Raw genomic sequence first — 22,250 nt, 5'->3', positions numbered from 1 at the left:
ACGCGCAGCAAAGTAGGGCAACGGCATTGCCTTTCATCGTGTCAACTTAAGGTTAAATGTAGGAGCAGTATACTGTTTAATGATTATGCCCGCCCCTCCCCCCTGATTCTTGCCCCTACTCCCCCTTCTGAAGGGGAGTAGGGGGTGGGACATGAGTGTTGTTTCGTCCGCCTTCTTAAGGGGGATTTAGCGGGCTCTAGACTCGGTTATAAACGATAGATACAAAGGTTTTTAGGCGATTGTGGACACGATGAAAGGCATTGCCGTGTCCGGCGCGGGGTGTGGGGACTTTTAATAATTGCTACAAGATGGAGGATTGTCGATTCCTTCTTCCTTTTTCCTTCTTCCTTTTTCCTTCTTCCTTCTTCCTTATTCCTTATTCCTTCTTCCTTCTTCCTTCCACTATAACTTGAGGAATGTAACTTGGGATAGATGAAAAGCTCCTGTTTCTATTCCTATACTTAAAAAAGTGTTTAAGTGCCTAATTTTGTAAGGGTAGCCATCTACAGTACCACCAGGCATTTGAGCATATCACAATAGAAAGGAGCATTTTTATGAAGAGACTAACTGCATTTCTGAAAAAAATTCGAGCTGTACAAATTTTAACAGTGTTTCTGGCTGGCATTTTAGTATTAGTGAGTACGGCCTGCAGCCGCCCTGATGTGACGGCAGGAAAAACTGATGTGACGGTAGAAAAAACTGATGTGATGGCCGCAAAAACTGCCGACCAAATTAGAGAAGAAGTGCCTTCAGGGGCTGTAACTTCCGAATACAAAGGCGGCATGAACGACTACAGCGATGTAGATCCCAGAAACCAAAAGGTTACAGCAGCAGAAGCAAAAGCTCAGCTTCTCAAAGAGCAAGCGCAGCACCGCATCGATACCAAATCTAGCAACAATGTAGGCGAAAACGTGCGGCGGGTAGGGGACGACGCGCCTGACAAACTCAACCAAGTTGGTGAAAAGGTGAAGGACGATGCTCGCACGGCTCAGAGCAAAGCTGAGGACTTTGGCGACAAAACCAAACAAGGCTTTGCTAATCTTAAAGAAAACACTCGCGAAGGCTTGAAGGGAGCAAAAAATATTGTTAAAGAAGCCACCGAGGGAGCAAAAGAAAGAGTATCAGAGGGTACTGAGTCTCTGAGATATAATACGAGCGGCGGCCAAGAAAATATCAATGATGCAGCGCGAGATGCAAGATAGAACGCTGAAGATGCCTCGGACAATATTTGCTAGAAAGTGAATCGAGATCTTGACACCACTCAACGAGCGCCAGAAAGAGCGACAGACGCGATTGACTAACCTCAAATAACGCTGTTTCCTTCTCTGGAAGCTACATTCCGACAGGGGTTAAAACCCCTGTCGGAATGTAGCTAAAGTCCTCTAAAGACGACTGCATATTACTGCATATTACTATTTGATTCGGTTTTAACCCGGCGAGGGCTATTAGCCCGGAAGTCTAGTCCACGGCGGGTTTCAGCAGAAGGAGACGACCCTGTGCTTTTATAGGGGGGACGGGAGAGCTACTCATTTCAGGACAGAATCTTTATTATTTATAAAGATTCTATTTTGAGTTTTTAAGGTAAAAATTTTTCCATATAGTAGCGTCCATTGGGGCGATCGACCTATATTAAATTTAATTTATTACACATTGTATTTTTCGAGACAGAATACTGTCGTGTTCCTACTGTATTTCGCCTTTATTTAACCGCATTGGAGATTAACCGCAGAAACTTATACGTAAGTAAAAGGCTTTAATCCCGATCGCCAAAGTATAAAATGTTGTTCATTAACAGATAATAGAAGTTAGCGATCGAGAAATTGAAAATTATGCTGTTTATGCCCTAAGATAGATACACTAAGTTTTGTCAAGTTAATGTCGGAGTTGAGGTCAGCCGATATGGACGCAACAGTAGATGTAGTAGATTTGAGTGCGCTAATGCCTGAATCTCGCCCGATCGCGCAATTGTACACGGATTCTGGAACGGCTGTCGATCGGGGCGCGGGCCATCTTGAGCGGCAACCCGGCTGTAGCAAAATCTTGCAGTTTCGCAACAGGGGCGCGACGGTCAGAAATCTCGATATTCCGGGCACAATTGCTGCGCGCAGTATAAAACCCTAGGCCCGCCGTTACCTCATTGTCGCGGAAATTTTCTGCAACGCGGTACTCCGAGAATACGATCGAGTAAAGCAGCCGTCGTTAATTGCATCGCTCCAAATAGTCCTCAAGCCAACAGACATTCTCGACGAACTCGAACAAAGCCCAGTTATTTACAAATATATGAAGCGTCCTAATATTTGAATTAATCTCGGCTGTTATCGACCAGATTTAGGGGGGGTAAAATCGAGCAAAAATAGGCGACGGATTCGGGATATATTCGATCCGTAATCCCAAGCCAATCGACAGGGTAAATGTATGTAAACCTTATCTGGGGAATTGTAGATCGATGCTAGTAACGATGATGCACGACTTTTACGATGCGCTGGCATATTTGGCAATTTATGCAAGTGCGGCACCGACGGAGCGCCAACAAATCCTTAAGCGCGTTGGGGCTAGTCAGAAAAAACTCAAAGCATTGGCGCACCATACCCCGCTCAATTACCAACACAAGTTCGATCTGGTTGAGGCAGAATGGCTCCGCGTTTTGGGGCAAACAGCAGAAGCCATGGAAATGTACGATCGAGCTATTACCGGAGCTAAAGCTAACGAATATTGGAATGAAGAAGCTCTTGCTTGCGAACTCGCTGCTAAGTTTTACGTCTCCTTGGGAAGAGAAAAAATTGCGCGAGTCTACATGATAGATGCCTATGATTGCTATGTGCGCTGGGGAGATAGAGCCAAAATTGACGACTTAGAAAAACGCTACCCTCAATTGTTGAAACCGATTGTGGAGCCAGCAAAACTCGCTGCAAATCCATTAGCAACTTTCGCAACACCTGCCAAGCACAATCAATCGCTCAATCCATCCATTCATCCGTCTGTGTCGGCGAGCGTCTCAGATTTCGGGAATTTTTCAACTCTGCTAAAAGCTTGTCAAGCACTCTCTAGTGAAAGAGAGCTCGATCGACTGATTGCCAAACTGATACAACTGGCGATGAAAAATACAGCAGCTGACAAAGCAGCGCTGATTTTGCCAAACGGCAATCAATGGGAAATCGCTGCTACAAGCGCTCTTGACAATTCAGGAGTCGAGCGGGCGATCGACTTATCATCCGCAACACTGGATGAAAACAGCGAGATTTTGCCCCTCAAAATTGTTGACTGCGTTAAAAACTTGTTGAAACCTGTAATTGTTCGGGACATCGCTCAAAAAGATGATTGGCATTCCGACTCCTACATCCTCAAATACGAACCGCAGAGCGTGTTGTGTTGGCCGATTCTTGATGGAGGCAACTTAGTCGGCATTTTGTATCTGGAAAATCGCTTAACCGCAAGAGTTTTTACCCGCGAGCGCCTACAACTTCTCAATCTCCTGTGTTCCCAGGCAGCCATCTGTTTGCAAAATGCTCTGCTCTATAAAAAATATCAGGATTACAACCAACAATTAGAACGATCGCTAGTAAAAATTAGCCGAACCGAAGCTCAGCTTGCCGATCAGAAACAAATGCTGCAAGCGATTCTTGATGTCGCTCCGATTTGGATTTGGATGGTTAATCCCAGTGGTAAAGTACAGTTTGTGAACAAAACCTTTTGTCAAGATGTGGGCGCGCCTCTGAGCGCTTTCCTAGCTGTCGATCATTACAAAGATCTACTGGGAGAGGATGCAGCGGGCTGTCTGGTTTCAGATGCCGCCTGCCTTGCCCAAGATTTGCCGCATTACTCCAGCGAAATTCTCAGATTTGTTGACGGCAAACAACACTGTTTAGAAGTCACGAAAGTGCAGTTAAAAAATTCCCAGGGCGAGACGATCGGGATTATTGGTTTGGGTGTTGATGCCACCGATCGCAAGCAAGCAGCGGAACTTTTGCAAGAGCAAAATCAACAGCTCGAACAAACTTTAAAAAATTTACAGCAAGCGCAACTGCAAATCGTGCAAAGCGAGAAAATGTCGGCTTTGGGTAATTTAGTCGCCGGAGTCGCCCACGAAATCAACAATCCGATTGGGTTTATTTCTGGCAATTTAAGCGAAGCTAAAAGGAGTTTGGAAGATGTTATAGAACACTTAGAATTCTATCGCTCGGATGCACCGAAATCGGAAATTGCCGACCACGCCCAAGAAATAGACCTCGATTATCTCTTGGAAGATTTACCCAAGATGATTGATTCAATGGAAGTCGGGTGCGATCGCATTTGCAGCATCAGCACGAGTTTGCGTACCTTCTCCCGAGGCGACAAAGACTACAAAGTTCCTTTTAATATTCACGAAGGTATTGATAGCGCTATTTTAATTTTGAAACACCGCCTCAAAGCAAACGACCACCGTCCGCAGATCGAAGTGATGGCTAAATACGGCGATCTACCTAAAATCGAGTGTTTTCCCGGTCAATTAAATCAAGTTTTCATGAATTTGTTTGCCAATGCGATCGATGCCTTAGAAGAGTCAAATGTAGGACGCACTTTTAGCGAAATTGCCGCCAATCCCAACCGCATCACGATTTGCACTGAGGTACTCGAAGGGCATATTAAAATTAAAATTGCTGATAACGGTACCGGGATGAAAGACGAAGTGAAACAGCACATATTCGACCATTTGTTCACGACGAAAGGTGTCGGAAAAGGAACAGGATTGGGGTTGGCAATTGTCCATCAGATTGCGGTAGAAAAACATGGGGGAAGCATTGAGGTGAATGCTGAGCCAGGTATTGGCACTGAGTTTGCGATTGTTTTGCCTGTGAAGGGATAAATTTTAATTAAAATTAAATTGTTTTTGGGCGATCGCGTGATAAAATCTAGTTTTACAAGTCTTTTTTATTAGAGAGTTTTTAAAATGCCCTACAGCCAATTTAGGCTCGAACAAATCAAGTCAGAATTTGGAGTAACTCTCTTGGAACAATTCGGACTTTTTGCAGAGATTCCCGAGGCTACCTACAGCCAGTTTTTATCAGAAACCCTAGAGTACAATATTCCGTTAGCTCTGGCAATTAACTCGGAAAAATCAAGATCGGAAATGATCGTAGCGCCAATTTTGATTGAACTCAGAAAACAATTCAACAATCGAATAGGTTTATTTTCAGGTAAAGATTTTACGGTAGATAGCCTGAGAGGTTTAAATGGATTTTGCGATTTCCTGATTAGCAAATCCCCTGAACAGCTAATTATCGAAGCGCCGGTTATTGCTTTAGTCGAAGCCAAAAATGATAATATAGAATCGGGTTTGGCTCAATGTATGGCTGAAACGATCGCAGCTCAGTTGTTTAACCAACAAAAAGGCAATGAAATTAAGAAAGTTTACGGAGTGGTGACGACTGGCAGCCTCTGGAAATTTATGCAGCTAGAAGACCAGACTATCTCGCTCGATCTAAATGAGTATTTTGTCGGTAATCTGGGAAAAATAATCGGTATTTTGAGAAGCTTCATAGAATAAGTCGCTGGGGCGGGTTTATAAATATTGTAGATGTGAATGAAAGATTGTTCGTAAAACCCGCCCCTACAAATATTGCGGTTAATTTACCCCACACCATCTAATTTAATCACTCGGTAAACTCAATTTTAATACCTGTCCAACAGATACCTCGTGCTTGTGCGTCGCTACTACCACCGCACCTTCTAATCGCGGATCGTAACATCCAACCCAAGCCGCAGGATGACATTCGTGCACTAAATACCCGTACAACCAAATTGCTCCTCTACCTTCAATGACAACTCCTTGACTGAATTGAACATCTTGAGGAAGTTTCAAACCTTGTAAATCATCGGGTGTGATGATACCGTCTTGAGTTTTAATTCGCAAGCGCAAATGTTGGTAAGCTAAACCGTCTTGAGTTTGATTGGGGATTATTTTTAATTCAATAGGGTTCATGGGATGCACAAATGTTGAATGCTGCGATAAAATCATATACCTTTTAGGGTAAATTGGGAATCCGATCGCCAACTTTGAGTCCCAATTGGGCCGCCCTTCCGCCTCTGAGTTCAATAACTCCGTCAACGGGAACATCCGGGCCGTAGTTGGGGCAGGTTTCGCTCAAACACGGCGGTACGTTAGGAATTATCGCCTGCACTACGCCTTCCCGCAGAAAAACCATATCGAGCTCAATCAACACGTTTTTCATCCAAAAACGCACGTTTCGCGCGGGTTCGATCGGGAAAAACATTCCCCTGTCATCGGGTAATTCTGTCCGAAACATTAAACCTGTGGCTTGTTCTTGAGGAGTTTTCGCCACTTCCAGTCCGATCGCGCGCTCGGCTACGATCGTGTTAACAGAAATTGGCAAAAGCTGACCCATATCTATTCCGCCCAACAGCGACATAAAGTTGGATTCAGTCAGATTAGAGTTTCTCAAAACAACTCCTAAATATTTGCCCGAATTTTTATCTTTCATAACAGTTTGGTTGTCGGCAACAGAAAGCTCTAAATCGCTAAACTTCATGCCTTCTGTCAATACAATTTTATCATTGCCGTTGCCAAAATCTGTAATTAGATCGGCTTCAGTAATAGTAGATGCGCTCGAGGTTCTTTCAATTATAAATAAATCCTCCCCCGCGCCTCCTGTCAAGATATCCCTGCCTTCGCCGCCTATTAGCAAATCGTGACCCCGATCGCCAAAAATCCCATCTTCACCTTGTCCTCCATAGATTGTATCGCTTCCTTGCCCGCCAGACACCGTATCAGCGCCTTCATCTCCAGCGAGCAAGTCATTTTCCCGATCGCCAAAAATACGGTCATTTCCCCCCAAACCTTGAATAGTGTCATTACCCGCAAACCCTCTCATCGTATCGTTGCTGAGAGTTCCCAGGAGAAAATCCAAGCCGAAAGTACCGTCGATGTTAACCATTTTGCTTTTAATAAGAGGAAACTTTGGCGATCGGCATCCGCCAACCGGTACCAAAAGCTCGATCGCTAATTTTCAAACCCGGGGCTGCTTGCCGCCGTTTAAACTCCGCTTGCGTCACTAATTTTACTACACGTTTAACCACCGCTGCATCGTGTCCCGCAGCGATAATTTGTTGGGCAGATTCATGATGTTCTATAAACCGCTGCAATATGTCATCCAAAACATCGTAAGCCGGCAAAGAATCTTGGTCTGTTTGCCCCGGTTTCAGTTCAGCACTCGGGGCTTTATTAATAATATTAACCGGAATAATTTCTTTTCCCAACAGAGCATCATCTTTCCCCTGCTCAAACTCAGAATTAAGCCACCGACAAAGCGAATAAACGCGAGTTTTCGGCACATCAGAAATCACCGCCAATCCCCCATTCATATCGCCGTAGAGAGTGCAGTAACCAACCGACATTTCCGACTTATTGCCAGTTGAAAGCAGCAAATGTCCGAACTTATTAGAAATTGCCATCAACAAATTGCCTCGAATCCGCGATTGAATATTTTCCTCAGCAATCCCGAAAGTTGTATTGACAAACAAATCGGCGAGAGTGCGATCGTAAGTTTTCATCAAATCGCCGATCGGCAATAGTTCGATCGCGATACCCAGATTTCGGGCTAATTCCAAAGCATCATTAACCGAATGATCCGAACTGTAAGGAGAAGGCATCAACACCCCTAGAACATTTTCCGGCCCGATCGCGCAACTGGCGATCGCAGCCACCAAAGCCGAATCTATCCCGCCGCTCAAACCGAGTACAACCTTGGAAAAACCGCACTTGCGGACATAATCTCGCACTCCCAAAACCAAAGCCGCCCAAATTTCTGCATCTCCAACCGCCGGATAAAAACTCAACGGCGCCGCCTCAACTCCTGCTGCACTTTGCTGATTGCTGCCCACTAAATCTTGTTTAGCTGCGTCATATTCCACCACCGCCAAATCAGTTTCAAAAGAAGCTAATACCTCAATCAAATCACCCTTTCGATTCACAGCAAAACTGCTGCCGTCAAAAATGATATCGTCATTTCCCCCTATCTGATTAGCGTAAATAATCGGTATCCCGCAGCCGATGACGCTGTGCTGCAACATAGCCGATCGCACTCCCCGCTTTCCCGCAGAATAAGGCGATGCCGACAAATTCACCACTAAATCTACGCCCAATTTTGCCAAATCGGAAACTGGATCGCCTGCGTAACTGCGTTTACCCCAAAACTCCTCATTGTTCCACAAATCTTCACAAATTGTCACGCCAATTTTGAGTTCGCCAATAGTAAAATAATTGCTGTTTTCTCCCGGTTCAAAATATCTGTCTTCATCAAATACATCATAAGTAGGCAACAAGCGTTTATGAAAAACTTTTTTGACGGCGCCATTTTGCAACAAAGCAGCGCTGTTAAACAATGATTTTCCGCCGAGTTGAACAGCATTAACATTAGGTACGACAGTGCCGGCTATGACTGCCAACTTCGGCGGCAAAGCTTGCGCCAGTTGCTGCAACTGTGCACCTGCAGCTGCAATGAAACTGGGGTTCATCAACAAATCGCGCGGCGGATAACCGATCAGAGAAAGTTCCGGTGTTAGCAATAAATTTGCGCCCTCAACCTCCGCTTTTTTCGCAGCCTCCAGAATTAGGTGGGAGTTGCCAAAGATGTCACCAATAGTAGGGTTGAGTTGTGCGATCGCAATTTTCATATAACCGAATCACCTAATAAATATTCCTAACAGTCCGCCCGCACGGACTGAATTTCCTATAATCCTAGATTTGAATGTAGGGAAACATTACTCAGATTTGTAATGTTTCAACTCTTCCTCAATATAATAATTTACCAAATCCCGGTAAATATTTTCAACCACATCAGGATTCAAACCCGATTCCCCGGCCCACTCCCGCCGCTGCTGTAACATAGCCTGAAAGCGCTCCGGCGATCGAACGCTAGCTTCACTCGTTTTGAACCTTGCAGCCGCGATGACGTATTGAAATCTCTTGCTCAAAGCCTCTATCACTTCTCGATCGATGATATCAATTTCGTCCCTAACTTCCTGAATATTAGCGCATTCATCAGGGTTTTTCATCACCTACACTCCTTAATAGCTTCTATTCTAATGTTACTAAATTGTTCCCCGAATGTCATCCAAGAAACAGCTAGATAAACACCAACGGCTTATTTTTGAAAGGAGCAAAAGCGGCCGCATCAAAGCGGTACAAACTAGCAGGGCGACCAGCCCCCCGGGAAACCTTAACACCGGTATCGCACAAAAAACCCAATTTTAACAATCGAGATCTAAAATTAGAATAATCCGAAAAACTTTCCCCCAAAATAGTTGTATAAAGCTGATATAAATCGCTCAAAGTAAAAAGATCCGGCAAAACTTCAAAAGCTACCGGACTGTATTCAAGTTTGTTGCGCAGTCGCCGATATCCGTATTCGAGAATTTGATTGTGATCGAAGGCCAGCTTAGGAACTTGTTGCACGGGATACCAAGCAATGCCGCCGACGCGGTGGCTCACACCCGCCACTACACTCCCAGCAATTAACTCAGCTTCCTCAAAGCGAACCAAAGCAAAATAACTCACCGAAAGATAGCGATCGCCCCTGGTAAATTCCCGAGGATCGCGCCCCGGTTCCCCAAAAGTATACAGTTGCTCCAGATACAAATTTTCCACCCGAATTTTCTCCGACAAAATCCGGTAAGCGGCATTTTCTAGAGACTCTCCGTGTCGCACCAAAGTACCGGGAAGACTCCAAGAATCGATAAACGGTTCGTCTTGCCGCATTACCAACAGCACCAACAAGCGGTTCTGCACGCTATCGACGGAGAAAATCACATTATCTACTCCTACTTTAAAGTCAGCTAATGAGCAACCTTCACCCTTTTTTGTGCCTCGTGCCATGCGTACAAATGCTCCCTATTGATGTAATCTTCGATGGTCGGAGTCAAAGCTTGGGTGTCTCCTGTTTCCCGATAGACGGTAGAAGAAACATTGGGAGCATTCAAAGATGCGATCGCCACCTCTGCACCTATCCGCCTCAACTGCCACAAATCTAATTCTTCTGACGGATAACCGGGTCGCGGTACTATCAGCAACTCCACTTGTTTTAACAATTCTTCAAATTTGTACCAGCGAGACAGTTGCCCCACCAAGTCGGAACCTATTACCAGTGTCAACTCTGCATCCGGCCACAGGAATCTTGCTTGTTCCACAGTTTTTAGCGTTTTCGGACTGCTGAGTTCTGGATGCAAGCAAAGATTGTGTCTCGGGGAATTAATTTCTTGAATCATTAACAGCAGCATTGCCGATCGGTGTTCTAGAGAAGTTTGGTGCGACTTAAAAGGATTGTCCGACGCCCAAACTGCTACCCAATCAAAATGTTGGGAAAGCCAACTCAGAATTGTTTTGTGTCCTGCTGTGGGCGGATCGGCACTGGTTCCAAAAAGAGCAATCTTCTGCATAGGGAATCGGTAATGGGTAATGGGTAATGGGGAATAGTTGACTGTTGACTGTTGACTGTTGACTGTTGACTGTTGATTGTTGATTGTTGACTGTTGACTGTTGACTGTTGACTGTTGACTGTTGACTACTGACTAATGACTAATGACTAATGACTAATGACTAATGACTACTGACTAATGACTACTGACTAATGACTCTTTTTGGTTTTTTGGGTGAGACTCCGCAAATCTGTAGAAATTTCCACCGGCGGCGAAATCGGGTTGTCAAGTTGACGAGTTTCGGGTCGAAGACTGGCGACAGAAGCAGCAGTTCGTTTGGCGATATCATCCAAACTTTCCTGGTTCTGCACTCGTTTGCCTTCCTTGACAACCAAGTTCATTAATGGTATGTAAGAATTGCAATTTTTAATAGTTTCTCCTGACAATCCCAAACAATCTCCGAGAATTTCCCCATTTTCAAGATGTCTAAAAATTTGCTTTCTTCCTGGATATGTTACCTTGTCGCTTGCCTCTTTCATCACCGGAATCCCGTCAATTTCCACCAACTTATAAACACCGTTGACAGGGGAACCGCTGACCAACTTTGTTCCCAAACCGTAACCGTCAATGCAAGCACCGCTATTTTTTAATTTAGCAATTTCTCGATCGTCCAAATCGCCGCTAGCAAAAATTGGAACGCCCGGAAGGATCGATCGAACTTCCCGAGACAGCACCGCCAAATCGCCGGAATCCAGCCGCACGCCTTCCAACTGCATTTCACCACTGTTTACTCGATCGGCCAACATCCGCGCCGCCGCCACAGTATCGTAAGTATCGATCAGCAGCGGCGCCCCCGGAAAATAGCGGTGAAAAGCTGCAAACGCGTGATTTTCGCTGCCTTCGAGGGCGGCAACAGCCATCACCAAAGCATGGGCGATCGTACCGACAGGTTTGCGGCCCAACTTCAAAGCAGCCAAAACATTAGAAGTTCCGTCGAACCCCGCAGCCAGAGCCGCCCTAGCCGCCCACACAGCAGCTTGAGGCCCAAAAGCCCTGCGCGTCCCGAATTCCAGCAACTTAGCCTCCGGGCCCGCCGCATCCCGCAGTCTGGCCGCCCGCGTCGCAATCAAAGTTTGATAATTTATCGCATTTAACAAATAAGTTTCCACCAACTGAGCCTGCCACAGAGGAGCCTCAATTCGCAGCAGTGGCTCATTGGCAAACACCGCCGTCCCCTCCGGCACCGCCCAAACATCCCCAGTAAAGCGGGCTGTGGCGAGTAGAGTCCAAAATCGCTCCGGGGCGCCAGCAAAAATCCCAGTGGACTGCAAAGCCTGAATTTGCGACTGAGAAAACCGAAATTTCTCCAGATAGTCGAGCACTTGAGCCAAGCCCATCGCGATCGCGTAGCCAAAACCCTCTGGCAGCCTGCGCGCGAACAGCTCAAAACTCGCGGCCCGCCCGTCGAGCCCTTCCCCAACGTAACAAGCGGCCATCGTGAGCTGGTAGAGATCGGTTAAAAGGCTGCAATCTGCTGAGGAAACCGTCAGTTCCCGGTCTTCTAAGATTTCCTCAAAACCTGTGACGTGCAGGCTTTCTGTGGTAGTTTTCATAAGAAAAACCCCGGACAAACTTCTTTGTTTTAATTATAGTGACTAACACCATATATATTTGTAAATATTTTATAAAGATTGCAGATATTTGTCCGAATAACTCGTTGATTGCGCCCTTGACTAGCCGATTTCAGGGGGATTTAGGCATGAATTTTATGGTAAAACCCATAAAAATACCTAATTTAACAATCTTAGGAATTAACCACAAACAGTCAAGCGTTCCAGCTTTTTTAGGAAAATATTTGGTTGCAGCCCTTGAACAGAGTTAGAAAACCCGGTTTCTGAGCGTCGTCCGTGCGATCGCCCAGGCTTGAGTTGAACAATAAAAAATCTAGCAGGAAAAGGTCGATCGCCCAAAAATGCGTAATTCCTAAAACCTTCAGCTTGCTTCGATGTTGCAGACTAATAAGTAATTCAAATAAATATTGCTAAACCGATCCCCAGGCAAAAACTCAGAGTAATATAAAACTATGAGAACCCAGATAAGAGAGGCAGATTCTATGAATCTTTCTAAATCTTTGGCAAACGCGATGCGTTACGTTTCGGAAGCAGCGGTGCGGATTTTTAGCCCCAGCGATGACAACTATCCAAATAGTGGAGTTCAACCTTTTGAAGGTACGCTCTCCAAAAGCTCTAGATCGAGACAATGAGCCGCCATTCAGGCAGTTTCTAGCGAGTTCCGCACAGGCATTCAGTTGAACAGTCAACAGTTAATTGTTAACTGTTGACTGTTGACTGTTAACTGTTAACTGTTAATAGTAATTGATAGGTTGAGTTTCATTTCTTTCTACCCAACCTATCAATTACCAATTACCATTTACCCAAAATTGATTTAGGAAAAAGGCGCTCGCAGCACTGCCGATCGGCACAGTGAGATTGTCAATTCCCAGCTTGGAAACCGACTCCAAAGTAGTAGCAACCAAAGCTACAACAGCCGACACAGCCCAAGTTTGCCAAACTGCGCCTTGAACTGCCAGCAAAATCAAACTGCTAACAGCAAAACTCACCAAATACATAGTTGCAGAACCTTCCCAACTCTTCTGCATTCCCCAAACTCGATAAATATGTTTGCCGTATTTCTGGCCGATGACAGCAGCCAATCCGTCGCCCCAAGTCATCACTAAAATGCCCAAAGTACCGTATTCCGGATGTTGCAGCGGCCAAAACCAAGCCACGAGAACGCTGATACTAACAGCATAGAAAAAAGTCCCGAAACTCTTGCGGTTGATACTGTTAAGACTCGGCAAAATCGGAACTTGGTAAGAAATTAGGGCGATCGCGCCTGCTATAATTCCCGCCCAAATCGCCACCCAACCAGGTATTTCCAGCCACCACGCCAGCAAAATCACATTTCCACTACCCATGTGCATCACCTTCCGCGATACTTCAGGACCGGCAGAAGTAAAGCGATTTAACCCTTCAGCTACCAGTAAAATCAAACCCAACCAGATACCCACGAGGGAAATTTGCAACCACACAGTCGGAATTTCAGAAAATATAGACACGATATTTAGGAAAAACTTAGATGGGGAACTGTTTACTACTTTACAGGACTTACGCATAACCTAATTATGTAGGGTGCGGTGTGCATGGAGTCTTACCGCTATAATTCGCGCGTTCAACCACTTTTTACCAAAAAGCTGGGTTTAAAGCCTCGCCCATAAGCGGGCGACTTTTCTTCCTGTAGTCTATCAATCCAGTCCTCAATCAACTGAGTCATCGTCTTGCGCTTCTGTTTAGCAATTCTTCTTAATTTTTCAAGCCTTTGAGGGTCAACCCGTATACTCAACCTCTCTTTCATTTTGCTATGCAATGGCTACCCATTTATGGTATCATGGGTAATATGAAAACACTGAAGTTTAAGCTATATCAGCACAAAAGAAATAGACATCTCAAGCGCACAATTAACGCTGCTGGGGTGATTTATAACCATTGTATTGCTCTCCATAAACGGTACTACCGAAGGTGGAGCAAGCATTTAAGCTGTGCAAAACTTCAGTCTCATATCGCTAAGTTGCGGAAAAAAAACCGTTTTGGCAATCAGTAGGTTCTCAAGCAGTGCAAGATATTTGTCAACGCATTGACAAAGCCTACCAATTATTTTTTAACCAGAACAATAAAGGAGTTAAGCCACCAGGATTCAAGAAGGTCAAGAAATACAAGTCGTTCACCCTAAAACAAGCAGGCTATAAGTTTTTGGGTGGCAATAGAGTAAAGATTGGTAGTCGAGTTTATCAATTTTGGCAGTCTAGAGAGATTGAGGCAACAGTCAAGACCTTAACTATAAAACGCACTCCGTTGGGTGAATTGTTTATGGTTGTGGTTGTTGATGATGGTAGTAATCCAAAAGTTGAAGTTAAGACGGGTAAAATCGCTGGATTTGATTTTGGGTTGAAAACATTCCTCACTTGCTCAGATGGTATTAAGATTGAGTCACCCCAATTTTTCAAGCAATCTCTAAATTCCCTCACAAAAGCTAGTAGACAGCATTCCAAAAAACTAAAAGGATCATCTAACAGAGAACGAGCAAGGAAGAATCTAGTACGCAAATATGAGGAGATTTCTCATCGTAGGCGTGATTGGTTTTGGAAGTTAGCCCATGAACTAACTGATAAATTCGACCTTCTTTGTTTTGAGACTTTAAACCTCAAAGGAATGCAACGACTTTGGGGTAGGAAGATATCAGACTTAGCTTTTGGTGAATTCCTGCAAATCCTAGAATGGGTGGCCAAAAATAAGAAGAAACTGGTTATTTTCATCGACCAGTGGTATCCCAGTAGTAAGACTTGTTCTAGTTGTGGACACGTTTTAGAAAGTCTTGATTTGTCTGCTAGAGAATGGCGTTGTCCGTCCTGTCAATCACTGAATGAGAGGGATGAAAACGCCAGTAAGAATAACTTGCTGGTTTTTCTTGGCATCGACTGTTGGGTTAGGCGATGTCAGACAGGCTGTGCCTGCAATTGCTGTTTGAGCCTAGAATCCCCATGCCTTTAGGCTGGGGATTATGTCAAGTAACTCCTGATACATAAGTATGTGATTGCGATCGAAGGGAAGCCATCGCTTCCATTGATGACAGCTTGGCATTTTGGACGTGGTGCGATCGCAATTTAGGCAAAAAAATGTGCGATCGCCTGTTATAATTTGCAGCATCACCAACTTAAAGTTCCAATAAACTTTATTGCTATGCAGTATGTCTTAATTATTCATGAAGTAGAAAATTATGAAGCTTGGAAACAGGTATTCGATCTGGCTGAAAGCATCCGAAAAGAAGCTGGAGAGCGCTCCTATCAGGTCTTGAAGTATGACAATGAACCCAACAAAATCGTTCATTTCTCCGCGTGGACATCAACAACAGATGCAAGAGCGTTCTTTGAGTCGCCTGCACTGGTTAAAATTAGAGAGGAAGCGGGAGTTAAAGCTCCTGAATTTATTTATCTAGACCAATTAGACTCAGGAGTATTATGAAAGACGTATTTGTATAATGTAAGTTGTTAACACTATGTGGTTAAGTTTTGAGTATGTACGACGGTAGCTACTATGAGCTAATGGCAGAGTACAATTGCTGGATGAATCAAAATATATATTCTGTCTGCTCGGCAATTCCTGATGAACAGCGCAAACAGGATATGGGTGCTTTTTTCAAGTCGATTCATGGCACTTTGAATCACTTACTGTATGGTGACAAAGCATGGATGGGTCGTTTCACTTTTCACCCATTTTCTGTTACCGTTATCGGTCAAGAACTGTATGCTGAATTTGAGGTTTTGAGAGCAGAACGGGAGAGAACGGATAGGCAAATTATAGAATGGTCTAGACATCTTAACCCTGACTGGTTGAGTCAACCGTTTGAGTACACAAGCAATGTAGATGGTAAATGCCGCGTGCTACCGACTTGGGTTCTGGTGGCACATATGTTCAATCATCAAACTCACCATAGAGGGCAAATTACCACACTGCTCAAACAACTTGGCTACGACCCAGGCGTTACAGATATTCCGTGGCTACCCGCTATATCATTGGGATAATATCAAATCCGTTAGCATCGTCCTGTATTCATCTCTGTGTTCTCGAACTCTGCGTTAAGAGCGTTCTCTGCGGTTTAATCATTCCAATGCAACCGGAATTGATATAATTTCTGCACGCACGAAGGACACGCCAGAAGACTCGGCGGTTAAAACCTCGTCTACACTTGCCTCTCGTCCTAGCAGAGGGGACTGAAGAAAATCAAGAATTCAAACCCGTGTTGGTGAGTTTTGTCTCTATGAACGTAATGTTAACCGCCGACTCTTCAACCCTTGCCTTGCGGGTTTTGTGTGTAGAGACGCAGTTTCAACCGCCGCGTATTCTGTAGAAATCCTACGCCTTCAGAACTGGCGTTTCAACAACTCCCGCACAGCCGCAAAAGCCCTCCCCCGCCACTCCACCGGCAGCAGCGACAATCCCAAACCCGCCCACATTTTCGCCGCAGAAACAGACTTTCCTGCCCGCACCATCAGGCGCCCTTTTGCAGTTTCACCCACCTCAATCAGTCGCAAACCTAGCGCTAATTGAGTTTCTGCAATCCTTTTGAGCCTGACTGTTTCCAACTTCTCGGAATCAAATTCGTAGCCGAGCAAATAGCGCAATTTATCGCTTAAATACGGAATTGCCCGATCGACTCCTTGCTGTCCTGCATGAACTCGATACTCCATCAACAGCTCCGGCAAGTAATAGCACTTTTTGCCCGCAATCGCAAGTCTCACAAACAAATCGTTATCTTCGCAATTTTGCAAATTCGGCCGCAGAAATCCGACTTCTTCCAGAGCGCGGCGCCGAAACAAAGTCGCCCCTATTTGCAAACTCTGCCTCAGAAACACTGCAGAGAGCAAATCTTCAATAATTCCCGGCGATAACTCGGTGCGCCCCCACCGCTGCGAATTCAGTTTCGTCTGGTTTTCGTCAATATAATTGTGAATGTCGATCACCCAGTGATCGGTACTGACAAAATCGATGCTGGGGTCTTTATCTAAAATAGCCGATGTCCGCTCTAAAAATTGCGCGCTCAGGCGATCGTCATCGTCAAACTTGATAAAATATTCGCCCCTTGCCGCCGCAAAGCCCGATCGCATATTATTACTCTTGCCGATATTCTGCGCGTGGCGAATGTAGCGAATCCCGCGATCGACAAATTCCGACATCAACAGAGGAGTGCTGTCAGTAGAACCGTCATCGCAGACAATTAATTCAAAATCGGTATAACTTTGAGCTAGCACGCTGGCGATCGCACAAGCCAGCAGATCCACTCGATTGCAAGTAGGAATGCAAACGCTAATTTTGGGTACTTTAGACAATTTTAGATTTGAGATTTGAGTTTGCGAAAAAATTCTGAAACCATTGATTTTCTTCCTTCTTCCTTCTTCCTTCTTCCTTCTTCCTTCTTCCTCCTTCCTTCTTCCTTCTTCTTTCCCTCCACAGTTGATTTCAACTCAAACGAGCTGTACATTCGAGAATTAACTTTTGATTCACCAAAGCAAAAGGTTGAATTTCCAAAGCGCGGCGAAAAGCTTGAATAGCATTTATGTATTCTCCCAAGGCAGCGTAGCACAAACCCAGACCGTGCAGCGCCCCAAAATGAACCGGGTTCAGTTTGAGGACGGTTTGGCAGTCGTGGAGCGACTTTTTATAATTTCCTTGGGTATAGTGAAGTACGGCGCGCCGGTTCCAAGCTTCCGCAAAATCCGGCGCTTCGGAGATCAGTTTCGTCAGCAAATCCAAAGCGTGGCGAACATCGCCTGCATCCAGCGAAACTTGCGATCGCCTGAGAATTTGCATCCCATACTCACCCTTCTGGTTAAACCAAGTGCGCCAGAGTTCTGTAGTTGCCCGATCGCGCACGCTTTCGTCGGGCTTTTTCAAGTCTTCGAGCAGCGCCTTAACAGATAATTCGTCCATAGGTGCGAGGATTGTTAAAAACCTTTTATTAATCAATTTTATCGCGCAAGCGGCAACTTTATTTATCCCACATCCCATGAAGATTTTGATGCTTTCCTCGACTTTTCCCTATCCGCCAAGCCGCGGAGGAACTCAGGTAAGGACGTTTAATTTATTGCAATACTTGAGCCTGCGGCATAATGTAATTCTCGGTACAGTGCGATCGCCCGATGTCACCGACGCACAAATCGACGCATTGCGCCAGCAAGTTGCAGAATTGGCAGTTTTTCCCAACCCGCAAGTACCCCCCCAACCCCCCCTTGTCAAGGGGGGGCTAACTCTGCACCAGGGGCTTGAGGAGCGCTTCTTGGCTTCCCCGCAAGTACCCCCCCAACCCCCCCTTGGCAAGGGGGGGCAAACTCTGCACCAGGGGCTTGAGGAGAGCTTCTTGCCTCCCCCCCTTAACAAGGGGGGGACTGAGGGGGGGTTCTCTGAAATAATAGGAAAATTCCACAGATTCGGTCGATTTTTGTTGTCCGGGACGCCTCCGAACGTACTCTCAAGCTACTCCCAAGCAATGCAGAATTGGGCAGACGAATTGGTAACAGCAGGCAAATGCGATGCTGTCACCTGCGAACACAGCGTTAACGAGATTTACGTGCGTCCGGAATGGCGGCAAAAAGTGCTGACAGTGGCAAACATTCACAGTTCCGTTTGGGGAACTTGCAGGGAAATGTTAGCAACCGGCACCTCGGAAAAACCCCTGCGCGATCGACTAAATTTACCGCTACTCGCCCGCTACGAAAAACGCTACTGTTCCAAATTCTCCCGCATTGTCGCGACAACATCCACAGACAGAGAGCAACTCCTAGAATTGCTGTCGCCTCGGGTTCGGGTGCGAGGAAAACAAGATTTTTTTGTACCTCCCATTGAGGTAATTCCTAACGGCGTGGATTTGGTCCAATTTCCCTACAGGTCGATCGATCCGGGAGGACACACCTTAATTTTTGCAGGCGCCATGAACAATTTGCCCAATATTGACGCCGCGCGGTTTCTCAGTTTGCAAATACTGCCGGCTTTGCAGCAGCGGTATCCTGATGCCACCCTCACCCTAGTCGGGGCCTCGCCAGTCCCGTCCGTGCTCGCCTTGGGGAAACTCCCGGGAATTCAAGTAGTAGGTCGGGTGCAAAGGGTGGCAGAATATTTGCATCAAGCTGCTGTTTGTGTGGTGCCGATGCGGATTGGTTTTGGGATTAAAAATAAAACTTTGGAGGCGATGGCAGCGGGAACCCCCGTCGTTGCCAGCGATCGAGGTTTGGAGGGTTTAGTCGTCGATGGCGGCCCACAACCGAGAAGGGCCTTGCGGGCGAACAAAGTTCACGAGTATGTTGAGGCGATTACCAGTTTGTTTGAAAATCAGCAGCTAAGACAGGATCTCTCTGTCAGCGCCCGATCGCTCGTTGAAAGCCAATACACCTGGGATATCATAGGTCGGCAGTACGATCGGCTATTGCAAATTTAAACTCTAAATTCTAAAATCTAAATTCTAAAATGGGACGATGGAACACAAAATTAACCCCTCAAAAAATCGAGCCTTACCCCCAGAAAATCGAAAAGTTGCTCCTCCTCCGACAAGACGCCGTCGCCAAACCCGACGCCCCAAAAATCTTCAAGAGTCCCAGCTTCTAATACCTACTCCCCCAACTCGCGCCAGATATCCCTGGAAAAGACTGGTAGCAAATTTGACAGCCCTCAGCGTTTTGTGTGGCTGTGCAGCTTTGATGGGAGGCGGCGCTTGGCTGAGTTATCAGCTAATTGTCGATCCCAACGGCAACAAGTTGATCTCTCAGTTTGTGCCGGAATGGTCGCGCCTGCCTACAGGTAGCAGAGATTCCATCGAAACTCTCGATCAAATCAAAGCCAGCGTCCGCAAATTGGGATTCGTAACCGGAGAACCCCTCCCGCTTCCCGTCGATCGATCCGGCGATAATTCTATTGCCGATTTGCTATTGCCGGTGATGGTAGAAAGAACTGTTAAAGCTTCTACTGTTTGCAAAAATCCTTGCCGTCAAATTGTCGAACTTCGCGTGTACAAGCGGGTGCAGCTTCCAGATCGCAGTTCCGATAAAGAGCAGTATTTTCAGCTAGCAAGTTCTATGAACGTAGAAGGCCCTGCGGAATCTTTTGTCATGGCTTCTTTAGCTGACTCTACATCTAACAATCAAGCCTCGAATCAGTCGCTACCCCTAACAGAACTGCGCCGCTTTGACGGAAAGCCCCCCGCCTCCGGCATTTGGTTTAATGTCAGCGGTCAACTAAAGCGCGGCGACAAGAAAATTCCCTACGGACAAGTCGTTCGCTACAACCCCAGCCAAAATCATTTAATCTCCCTGTTGGAGTGGGCGAGTGCGGCCGGACAAGCGCCGAATTGGCAGCAAATTGTTAAGGGGGAAAACCCGCAGTTGGCGATCGACCAAACAGTTGGTTTAGAGCCGCAATTTACCCTTTATCAAATTGGCCCGCGCAAATTTTTGCCGAACCCAGTTCAGTTAACCGCCATTTCTTTAGAAGAATTTGCCTTCAATGACGAGACATACAAAAATGGGCTGCGACTCGCCAAAAGCGGGCTGTGGTCTCCAGCATTAAATGTTATGCGTGTGGCGAAAGGGAAAGCCGGCAAAAATTGGCCCGCAGTCGCGCAAGCTCAGCTAGAAACGATCGAATTTCACGCTAAAATTACCCGGGCTCAGGCGATCGCATCTTGGGCCAGTCCCGGTCAACAAGTTCTCGCAGAATTGATCGACGGCCGCTGGACTCAAGCTTTGCAAGTATTTGAAGCCGATGCGAGCAACAGTAACGAAATTGCCACAACCCTCAAAAATGACGGCGGACGGATCTGGAACCGCGTAGACGCCGCCTTGAGAGTGAATTCCGCCGACGCCGATGTCAAGGCTTGGGGCGCCCTGATTGTAGCCTCTCAAGACGGAACTCGCGAGGCGATGAATTGGCTCGACCAGCAATCAGATACTGACAGCGAAACAAGAAGTCGAATTCGGAATTTAGTCAACAAACTTCAGGAAGCCGTTTCTCAGGCTGAAAGTTTAGAATACCACAAGAGTCAAATTCAGGGTTCTGCTACTTTAATTAGCAGTATCAATCCCGCTGAGTGGCTGGAACCAGAACCGAAAAACGAGTTAAAATTGGCCGCACAACAAGTTTGGTATCAGGTGCAAGTAGCGAGTTTTTACGACGGTAGCCGCTGGGTTAATTCGCCCTTTTGGGATGTAGAAGTACGCTCTTTTCCTGCTACCCAAGTCAAGTGGCTGTGGGGGCGCCTGGGATTGCAGGCTGACCCCAAGATTAAGATTGAGGTAGCGATGGCTAACGGTCAACAAAGAGTTGCTGTGGGAACGGTCAAAGCAGTGCAGATTCAAGACGGAAGTCTGCGCTTGCTGGCGGCGGTTGACAAGCGATCGTGATCGAGCAGAAAGCATTCGGCCCAGAGTACAGTCCCCCACGCACTTTTGACCTGACCAAGATAATGGGATACAAGCCCCGTCCTTCTAGGACGGCTTTTTATTTACTAAACTGCGCCCAAACTCCTCTATCAACTCACTAATGCTAATCCCTCTAATGCGGGCTTCTACTTTCATGGTCTCCCAAGCCGTAGGGGTTAATACTACTGTTTTTTTTGTTTTCACCTCATCATGCAAAATTGGTATATTTTTTAATCGTTTTTTGGTTGCCATATTTAGATATGCCGTATATACTAGATATATGCTATCAAACAAAAGGAGGTGATTCAAGAGTGTTAGTGCTGGAGTACAAAGCAGTGGTTAAACCCAGTCAAGCCAAGTTCATAGACGAAGCTATTCGTACAAGTCAGTTTGTGCGTAACAAAGTATTGCGTTATTGGATGGATAATCGCGGTTGTGGCAAAAAAGAACTGTACCAGTACAACACTCAACTACGAGCAGAATTCGACTTTGTTAAGGACTTAAACAGCCATGCATGTCAAGCATCGGTTGAGAATGTAGAACGCGCAATTAACAGGTTTTTCGATAACTGCAAAAAGAAAAAACCTGGAAAGAAAGGTTATCCAAGGTTCAAAAAGAATTGTCGTTCTGTTGAGTACAAGCAATCGGGATGGAAGTTGAACCCATCAAAACGTCGTATTAACTTCATCGATAAAAAAGGTATTGGTGAGGTTAAATTGCTGGGAAAATGGGATATTCACACCTACCCAGTTGAGTTAATCAAACGGGTTCGTATCGTGCGTCGTGCTGATGGGTACTACGTGCAATTTTGCGTCAAGGT

Annotated in this window: 23 protein-coding genes; 11 read left to right on the top strand and 12 right to left on the bottom strand. The window is 45.8% G+C overall.

Going from position 1 to position 22,250, the window contains the following annotated elements; all coding sequences use genetic code 11:
- Window positions 1-554 precede the first annotated feature (554 nt).
- From QUB61_RS20375 to QUB61_RS20360, 4 genes are all read left to right on the top strand, one after another.
- Window positions 555-1,202 carry a DUF6658 family protein gene (locus tag QUB61_RS20375; protein ID WP_333131620.1) on the top strand — a complete coding sequence of 216 codons (648 nt, stop codon included), beginning with the start codon at window positions 555-557 and terminating at the stop codon, window positions 1,200-1,202.
- Between the two features lie 697 nt (window positions 1,203-1,899).
- Window positions 1,900-2,121, top strand: coding sequence for a hypothetical protein (locus tag QUB61_RS20370; protein ID WP_333131618.1), 222 nt, complete (start codon window positions 1,900-1,902; stop codon window positions 2,119-2,121).
- Window positions 2,122-2,446: 325 nt separating this feature from the next.
- Window positions 2,447-4,843 carry an ATP-binding protein gene (locus QUB61_RS20365; protein ID WP_333131616.1) on the top strand — a complete coding sequence of 799 codons (2,397 nt, stop codon included), beginning with the start codon at window positions 2,447-2,449 and terminating at the stop codon, window positions 4,841-4,843.
- Window positions 4,844-4,927: 84 nt separating this feature from the next.
- Window positions 4,928-5,524, top strand: coding sequence for a hypothetical protein (locus QUB61_RS20360; RefSeq protein WP_333131614.1), 597 nt, complete (start codon window positions 4,928-4,930; stop codon window positions 5,522-5,524).
- Window positions 5,525-5,626: 102 nt separating this feature from the next.
- Here QUB61_RS20360 and crn3 read toward each other — a convergent pair whose 3' ends face one another.
- The 7 genes from crn3 to QUB61_RS20325 all read right to left on the bottom strand — a co-directional run bounded on the left by crn3 (window position 5,627) and on the right by QUB61_RS20325 (window position 12,023).
- Window positions 5,627-5,959 carry a CRISPR-associated ring nuclease Crn3/Csx3 gene (crn3, locus tag QUB61_RS20355; RefSeq protein WP_333131610.1) on the bottom strand — a complete coding sequence of 111 codons (333 nt, stop codon included), beginning with the start codon at window positions 5,957-5,959 and terminating at the stop codon, window positions 5,627-5,629.
- A 43-nt stretch (window positions 5,960-6,002) separates the two neighbouring features.
- Window positions 6,003-6,932 carry a DUF192 domain-containing protein gene (locus QUB61_RS20350; protein WP_333131608.1) on the bottom strand — a complete coding sequence of 310 codons (930 nt, stop codon included), beginning with the start codon at window positions 6,930-6,932 and terminating at the stop codon, window positions 6,003-6,005.
- 7 nt (window positions 6,933-6,939) lie between these two features.
- Window positions 6,940-8,670: an NAD+ synthase gene (locus QUB61_RS20345; protein ID WP_333131606.1), complete on the bottom strand. Its 1,731-nt coding sequence runs from the start codon at window positions 8,668-8,670 to the stop codon at window positions 6,940-6,942.
- A gap of 87 nt (window positions 8,671-8,757) precedes the next feature.
- Window positions 8,758-9,051: an isochorismate lyase gene (locus QUB61_RS20340; protein ID WP_333131604.1), complete on the bottom strand. Its 294-nt coding sequence runs from the start codon at window positions 9,049-9,051 to the stop codon at window positions 8,758-8,760.
- Between the two features lie 70 nt (window positions 9,052-9,121).
- A complete protein-coding gene (locus QUB61_RS20335; protein ID WP_333131602.1) occupies window positions 9,122-9,871 on the bottom strand; it encodes an NrtR DNA-binding winged helix domain-containing protein in 750 nt (249 codons plus the stop codon).
- Entirely contained in the window at window positions 9,832-10,431 is a 600-nt protein-coding gene (locus tag QUB61_RS20330) for a nicotinate-nucleotide adenylyltransferase (protein WP_333131600.1), read from the bottom strand. The genes QUB61_RS20335 and QUB61_RS20330 overlap by 40 nt, the downstream gene beginning before the upstream one ends.
- Window positions 10,432-10,619: 188 nt before the next feature.
- On the bottom strand, window positions 10,620-12,023 hold the full coding sequence (locus QUB61_RS20325) for a nicotinate phosphoribosyltransferase (protein WP_333131598.1): 1,404 nt from the start codon (window positions 12,021-12,023) through the stop codon (window positions 10,620-10,622).
- Window positions 12,024-12,523: 500 nt separating this feature from the next.
- Between QUB61_RS20325 and QUB61_RS20320 the strand changes: the two genes are divergently transcribed.
- A complete protein-coding gene (locus QUB61_RS20320; RefSeq protein ID WP_333131596.1) occupies window positions 12,524-12,673 on the top strand; it encodes an isochorismate synthase in 150 nt (49 codons plus the stop codon).
- A gap of 153 nt (window positions 12,674-12,826) precedes the next feature.
- Here QUB61_RS20320 and QUB61_RS20315 read toward each other — a convergent pair whose 3' ends face one another.
- Window positions 12,827-13,528 carry a diacylglycerol/polyprenol kinase family protein gene (locus QUB61_RS20315; RefSeq protein WP_333131594.1) on the bottom strand — a complete coding sequence of 234 codons (702 nt, stop codon included), beginning with the start codon at window positions 13,526-13,528 and terminating at the stop codon, window positions 12,827-12,829.
- Window positions 13,529-14,081: 553 nt separating this feature from the next.
- On the opposite strand from QUB61_RS20315, the gene QUB61_RS20310 reads away from it, so the two are divergent.
- From QUB61_RS20310 to QUB61_RS20300, 3 genes are all read left to right on the top strand, one after another.
- The gene (locus tag QUB61_RS20310) at window positions 14,082-15,017 is read left to right on the top strand and encodes a transposase (RefSeq protein WP_333131592.1); all 936 of its coding nucleotides are present in this window, start codon (window positions 14,082-14,084) and stop codon (window positions 15,015-15,017) included.
- Window positions 15,018-15,206: 189 nt separating this feature from the next.
- Window positions 15,207-15,488, top strand: a complete 282-nt coding sequence (locus tag QUB61_RS20305; RefSeq protein WP_333131590.1) for an antibiotic biosynthesis monooxygenase — start codon at window positions 15,207-15,209, stop codon at window positions 15,486-15,488.
- Window positions 15,489-15,541: 53 nt separating this feature from the next.
- Window positions 15,542-16,048, top strand: coding sequence for a DinB family protein (locus QUB61_RS20300; RefSeq protein WP_333131588.1), 507 nt, complete (start codon window positions 15,542-15,544; stop codon window positions 16,046-16,048).
- A gap of 339 nt (window positions 16,049-16,387) precedes the next feature.
- Here QUB61_RS20300 and QUB61_RS20295 read toward each other — a convergent pair whose 3' ends face one another.
- The 3 genes from QUB61_RS20295 to QUB61_RS20285 are packed head-to-tail and all read right to left on the bottom strand — an operon-like array spanning window position 16,388 to window position 17,954.
- Window positions 16,388-17,353: a glycosyltransferase gene (locus QUB61_RS20295; protein WP_333131586.1), complete on the bottom strand. Its 966-nt coding sequence runs from the start codon at window positions 17,351-17,353 to the stop codon at window positions 16,388-16,390.
- 2 nt (window positions 17,354-17,355) lie between these two features.
- A complete protein-coding gene (locus tag QUB61_RS20290) occupies window positions 17,356-17,487 on the bottom strand; it encodes a hypothetical protein (RefSeq protein ID WP_333131585.1) in 132 nt (43 codons plus the stop codon).
- Window positions 17,484-17,954, bottom strand: coding sequence for a tetratricopeptide repeat protein (locus tag QUB61_RS20285; RefSeq protein ID WP_333131583.1), 471 nt, complete (start codon window positions 17,952-17,954; stop codon window positions 17,484-17,486). The genes QUB61_RS20290 and QUB61_RS20285 overlap by 4 nt, the downstream gene beginning before the upstream one ends.
- A gap of 76 nt (window positions 17,955-18,030) precedes the next feature.
- On the opposite strand from QUB61_RS20285, the gene QUB61_RS20280 reads away from it, so the two are divergent.
- Both QUB61_RS20280 and QUB61_RS20275 read left to right on the top strand, forming a co-directional pair.
- Window positions 18,031-19,455 (top strand): glycosyltransferase family 4 protein, encoded by a 1,425-nt coding sequence (locus QUB61_RS20280; RefSeq protein WP_333190090.1) that lies wholly within the window; start codon window positions 18,031-18,033, stop codon window positions 19,453-19,455.
- Window positions 19,456-19,492: 37 nt separating this feature from the next.
- The gene (locus QUB61_RS20275) at window positions 19,493-21,412 is read left to right on the top strand and encodes a hypothetical protein (protein WP_333131579.1); all 1,920 of its coding nucleotides are present in this window, start codon (window positions 19,493-19,495) and stop codon (window positions 21,410-21,412) included.
- Window positions 21,413-21,496: 84 nt separating this feature from the next.
- Here the strand turns inward: QUB61_RS20275 and QUB61_RS20270 are convergent, their stop codons facing one another.
- Window positions 21,497-21,682: a hypothetical protein gene (locus QUB61_RS20270; protein ID WP_333190088.1), complete on the bottom strand. Its 186-nt coding sequence runs from the start codon at window positions 21,680-21,682 to the stop codon at window positions 21,497-21,499.
- Window positions 21,683-21,741: 59 nt separating this feature from the next.
- On the opposite strand from QUB61_RS20270, the gene QUB61_RS20265 reads away from it, so the two are divergent.
- The coding region (locus QUB61_RS20265; protein WP_445300621.1) for an RNA-guided endonuclease InsQ/TnpB family protein at window positions 21,742-22,250 on the top strand (509 nt) is incomplete at its 3' end.

This window comes from Microcoleus sp. C2D2 (assembly GCF_036702495.1).
In the GTDB taxonomy this organism is placed as follows: Bacteria; Cyanobacteriota; Cyanobacteriia; order Cyanobacteriales; family Microcoleaceae; genus Microcoleus.
This window is presented reverse-complemented; position numbering and strand designations above follow the sequence as displayed.

What these genes read in the sequence shown, in the direction of transcription:
- QUB61_RS20375 (WP_333131620.1), top strand. Translation starts at nt 555, where the DNA reads ATGAAGAGACTAACTGCATTTCTGAAAAAAATTCGAGCTGTACAAATT.
- QUB61_RS20370 (WP_333131618.1), top strand. Translation starts at nt 1,900, where the DNA reads ATGGACGCAACAGTAGATGTAGTAGATTTGAGTGCGCTAATGCCTGAA.
- QUB61_RS20365 (WP_333131616.1), top strand. Translation starts at nt 2,447, where the DNA reads ATGCTAGTAACGATGATGCACGACTTTTACGATGCGCTGGCATATTTG.
- QUB61_RS20360 (WP_333131614.1), top strand. Translation starts at nt 4,928, where the DNA reads ATGCCCTACAGCCAATTTAGGCTCGAACAAATCAAGTCAGAATTTGGA.
- crn3 (WP_333131610.1), bottom strand. Translation starts at nt 5,959, where the DNA reads ATGAACCCTATTGAATTAAAAATAATCCCCAATCAAACTCAAGACGGT.
- QUB61_RS20350 (WP_333131608.1), bottom strand. Translation starts at nt 6,932, where the DNA reads ATGGTTAACATCGACGGTACTTTCGGCTTGGATTTTCTCCTGGGAACT.
- QUB61_RS20345 (WP_333131606.1), bottom strand. Translation starts at nt 8,670, where the DNA reads ATGAAAATTGCGATCGCACAACTCAACCCTACTATTGGTGACATCTTT.
- QUB61_RS20340 (WP_333131604.1), bottom strand. Translation starts at nt 9,051, where the DNA reads ATGAAAAACCCTGATGAATGCGCTAATATTCAGGAAGTTAGGGACGAA.
- QUB61_RS20335 (WP_333131602.1), bottom strand. Translation starts at nt 9,871, where the DNA reads ATGGCACGAGGCACAAAAAAGGGTGAAGGTTGCTCATTAGCTGACTTT.
- QUB61_RS20330 (WP_333131600.1), bottom strand. Translation starts at nt 10,431, where the DNA reads ATGCAGAAGATTGCTCTTTTTGGAACCAGTGCCGATCCGCCCACAGCA.
- QUB61_RS20325 (WP_333131598.1), bottom strand. Translation starts at nt 12,023, where the DNA reads ATGAAAACTACCACAGAAAGCCTGCACGTCACAGGTTTTGAGGAAATC.
- QUB61_RS20320 (WP_333131596.1), top strand. Translation starts at nt 12,524, where the DNA reads ATGAATCTTTCTAAATCTTTGGCAAACGCGATGCGTTACGTTTCGGAA.
- QUB61_RS20305 (WP_333131590.1), top strand. Translation starts at nt 15,207, where the DNA reads ATGCAGTATGTCTTAATTATTCATGAAGTAGAAAATTATGAAGCTTGG.
- QUB61_RS20300 (WP_333131588.1), top strand. Translation starts at nt 15,542, where the DNA reads ATGTACGACGGTAGCTACTATGAGCTAATGGCAGAGTACAATTGCTGG.
- QUB61_RS20285 (WP_333131583.1), bottom strand. Translation starts at nt 17,954, where the DNA reads ATGGACGAATTATCTGTTAAGGCGCTGCTCGAAGACTTGAAAAAGCCC.
- QUB61_RS20280 (WP_333190090.1), top strand. Translation starts at nt 18,031, where the DNA reads ATGAAGATTTTGATGCTTTCCTCGACTTTTCCCTATCCGCCAAGCCGC.
- QUB61_RS20275 (WP_333131579.1), top strand. Translation starts at nt 19,493, where the DNA reads ATGGAACACAAAATTAACCCCTCAAAAAATCGAGCCTTACCCCCAGAA.
- QUB61_RS20270 (WP_333190088.1), bottom strand. Translation starts at nt 21,682, where the DNA reads ATGGCAACCAAAAAACGATTAAAAAATATACCAATTTTGCATGATGAG.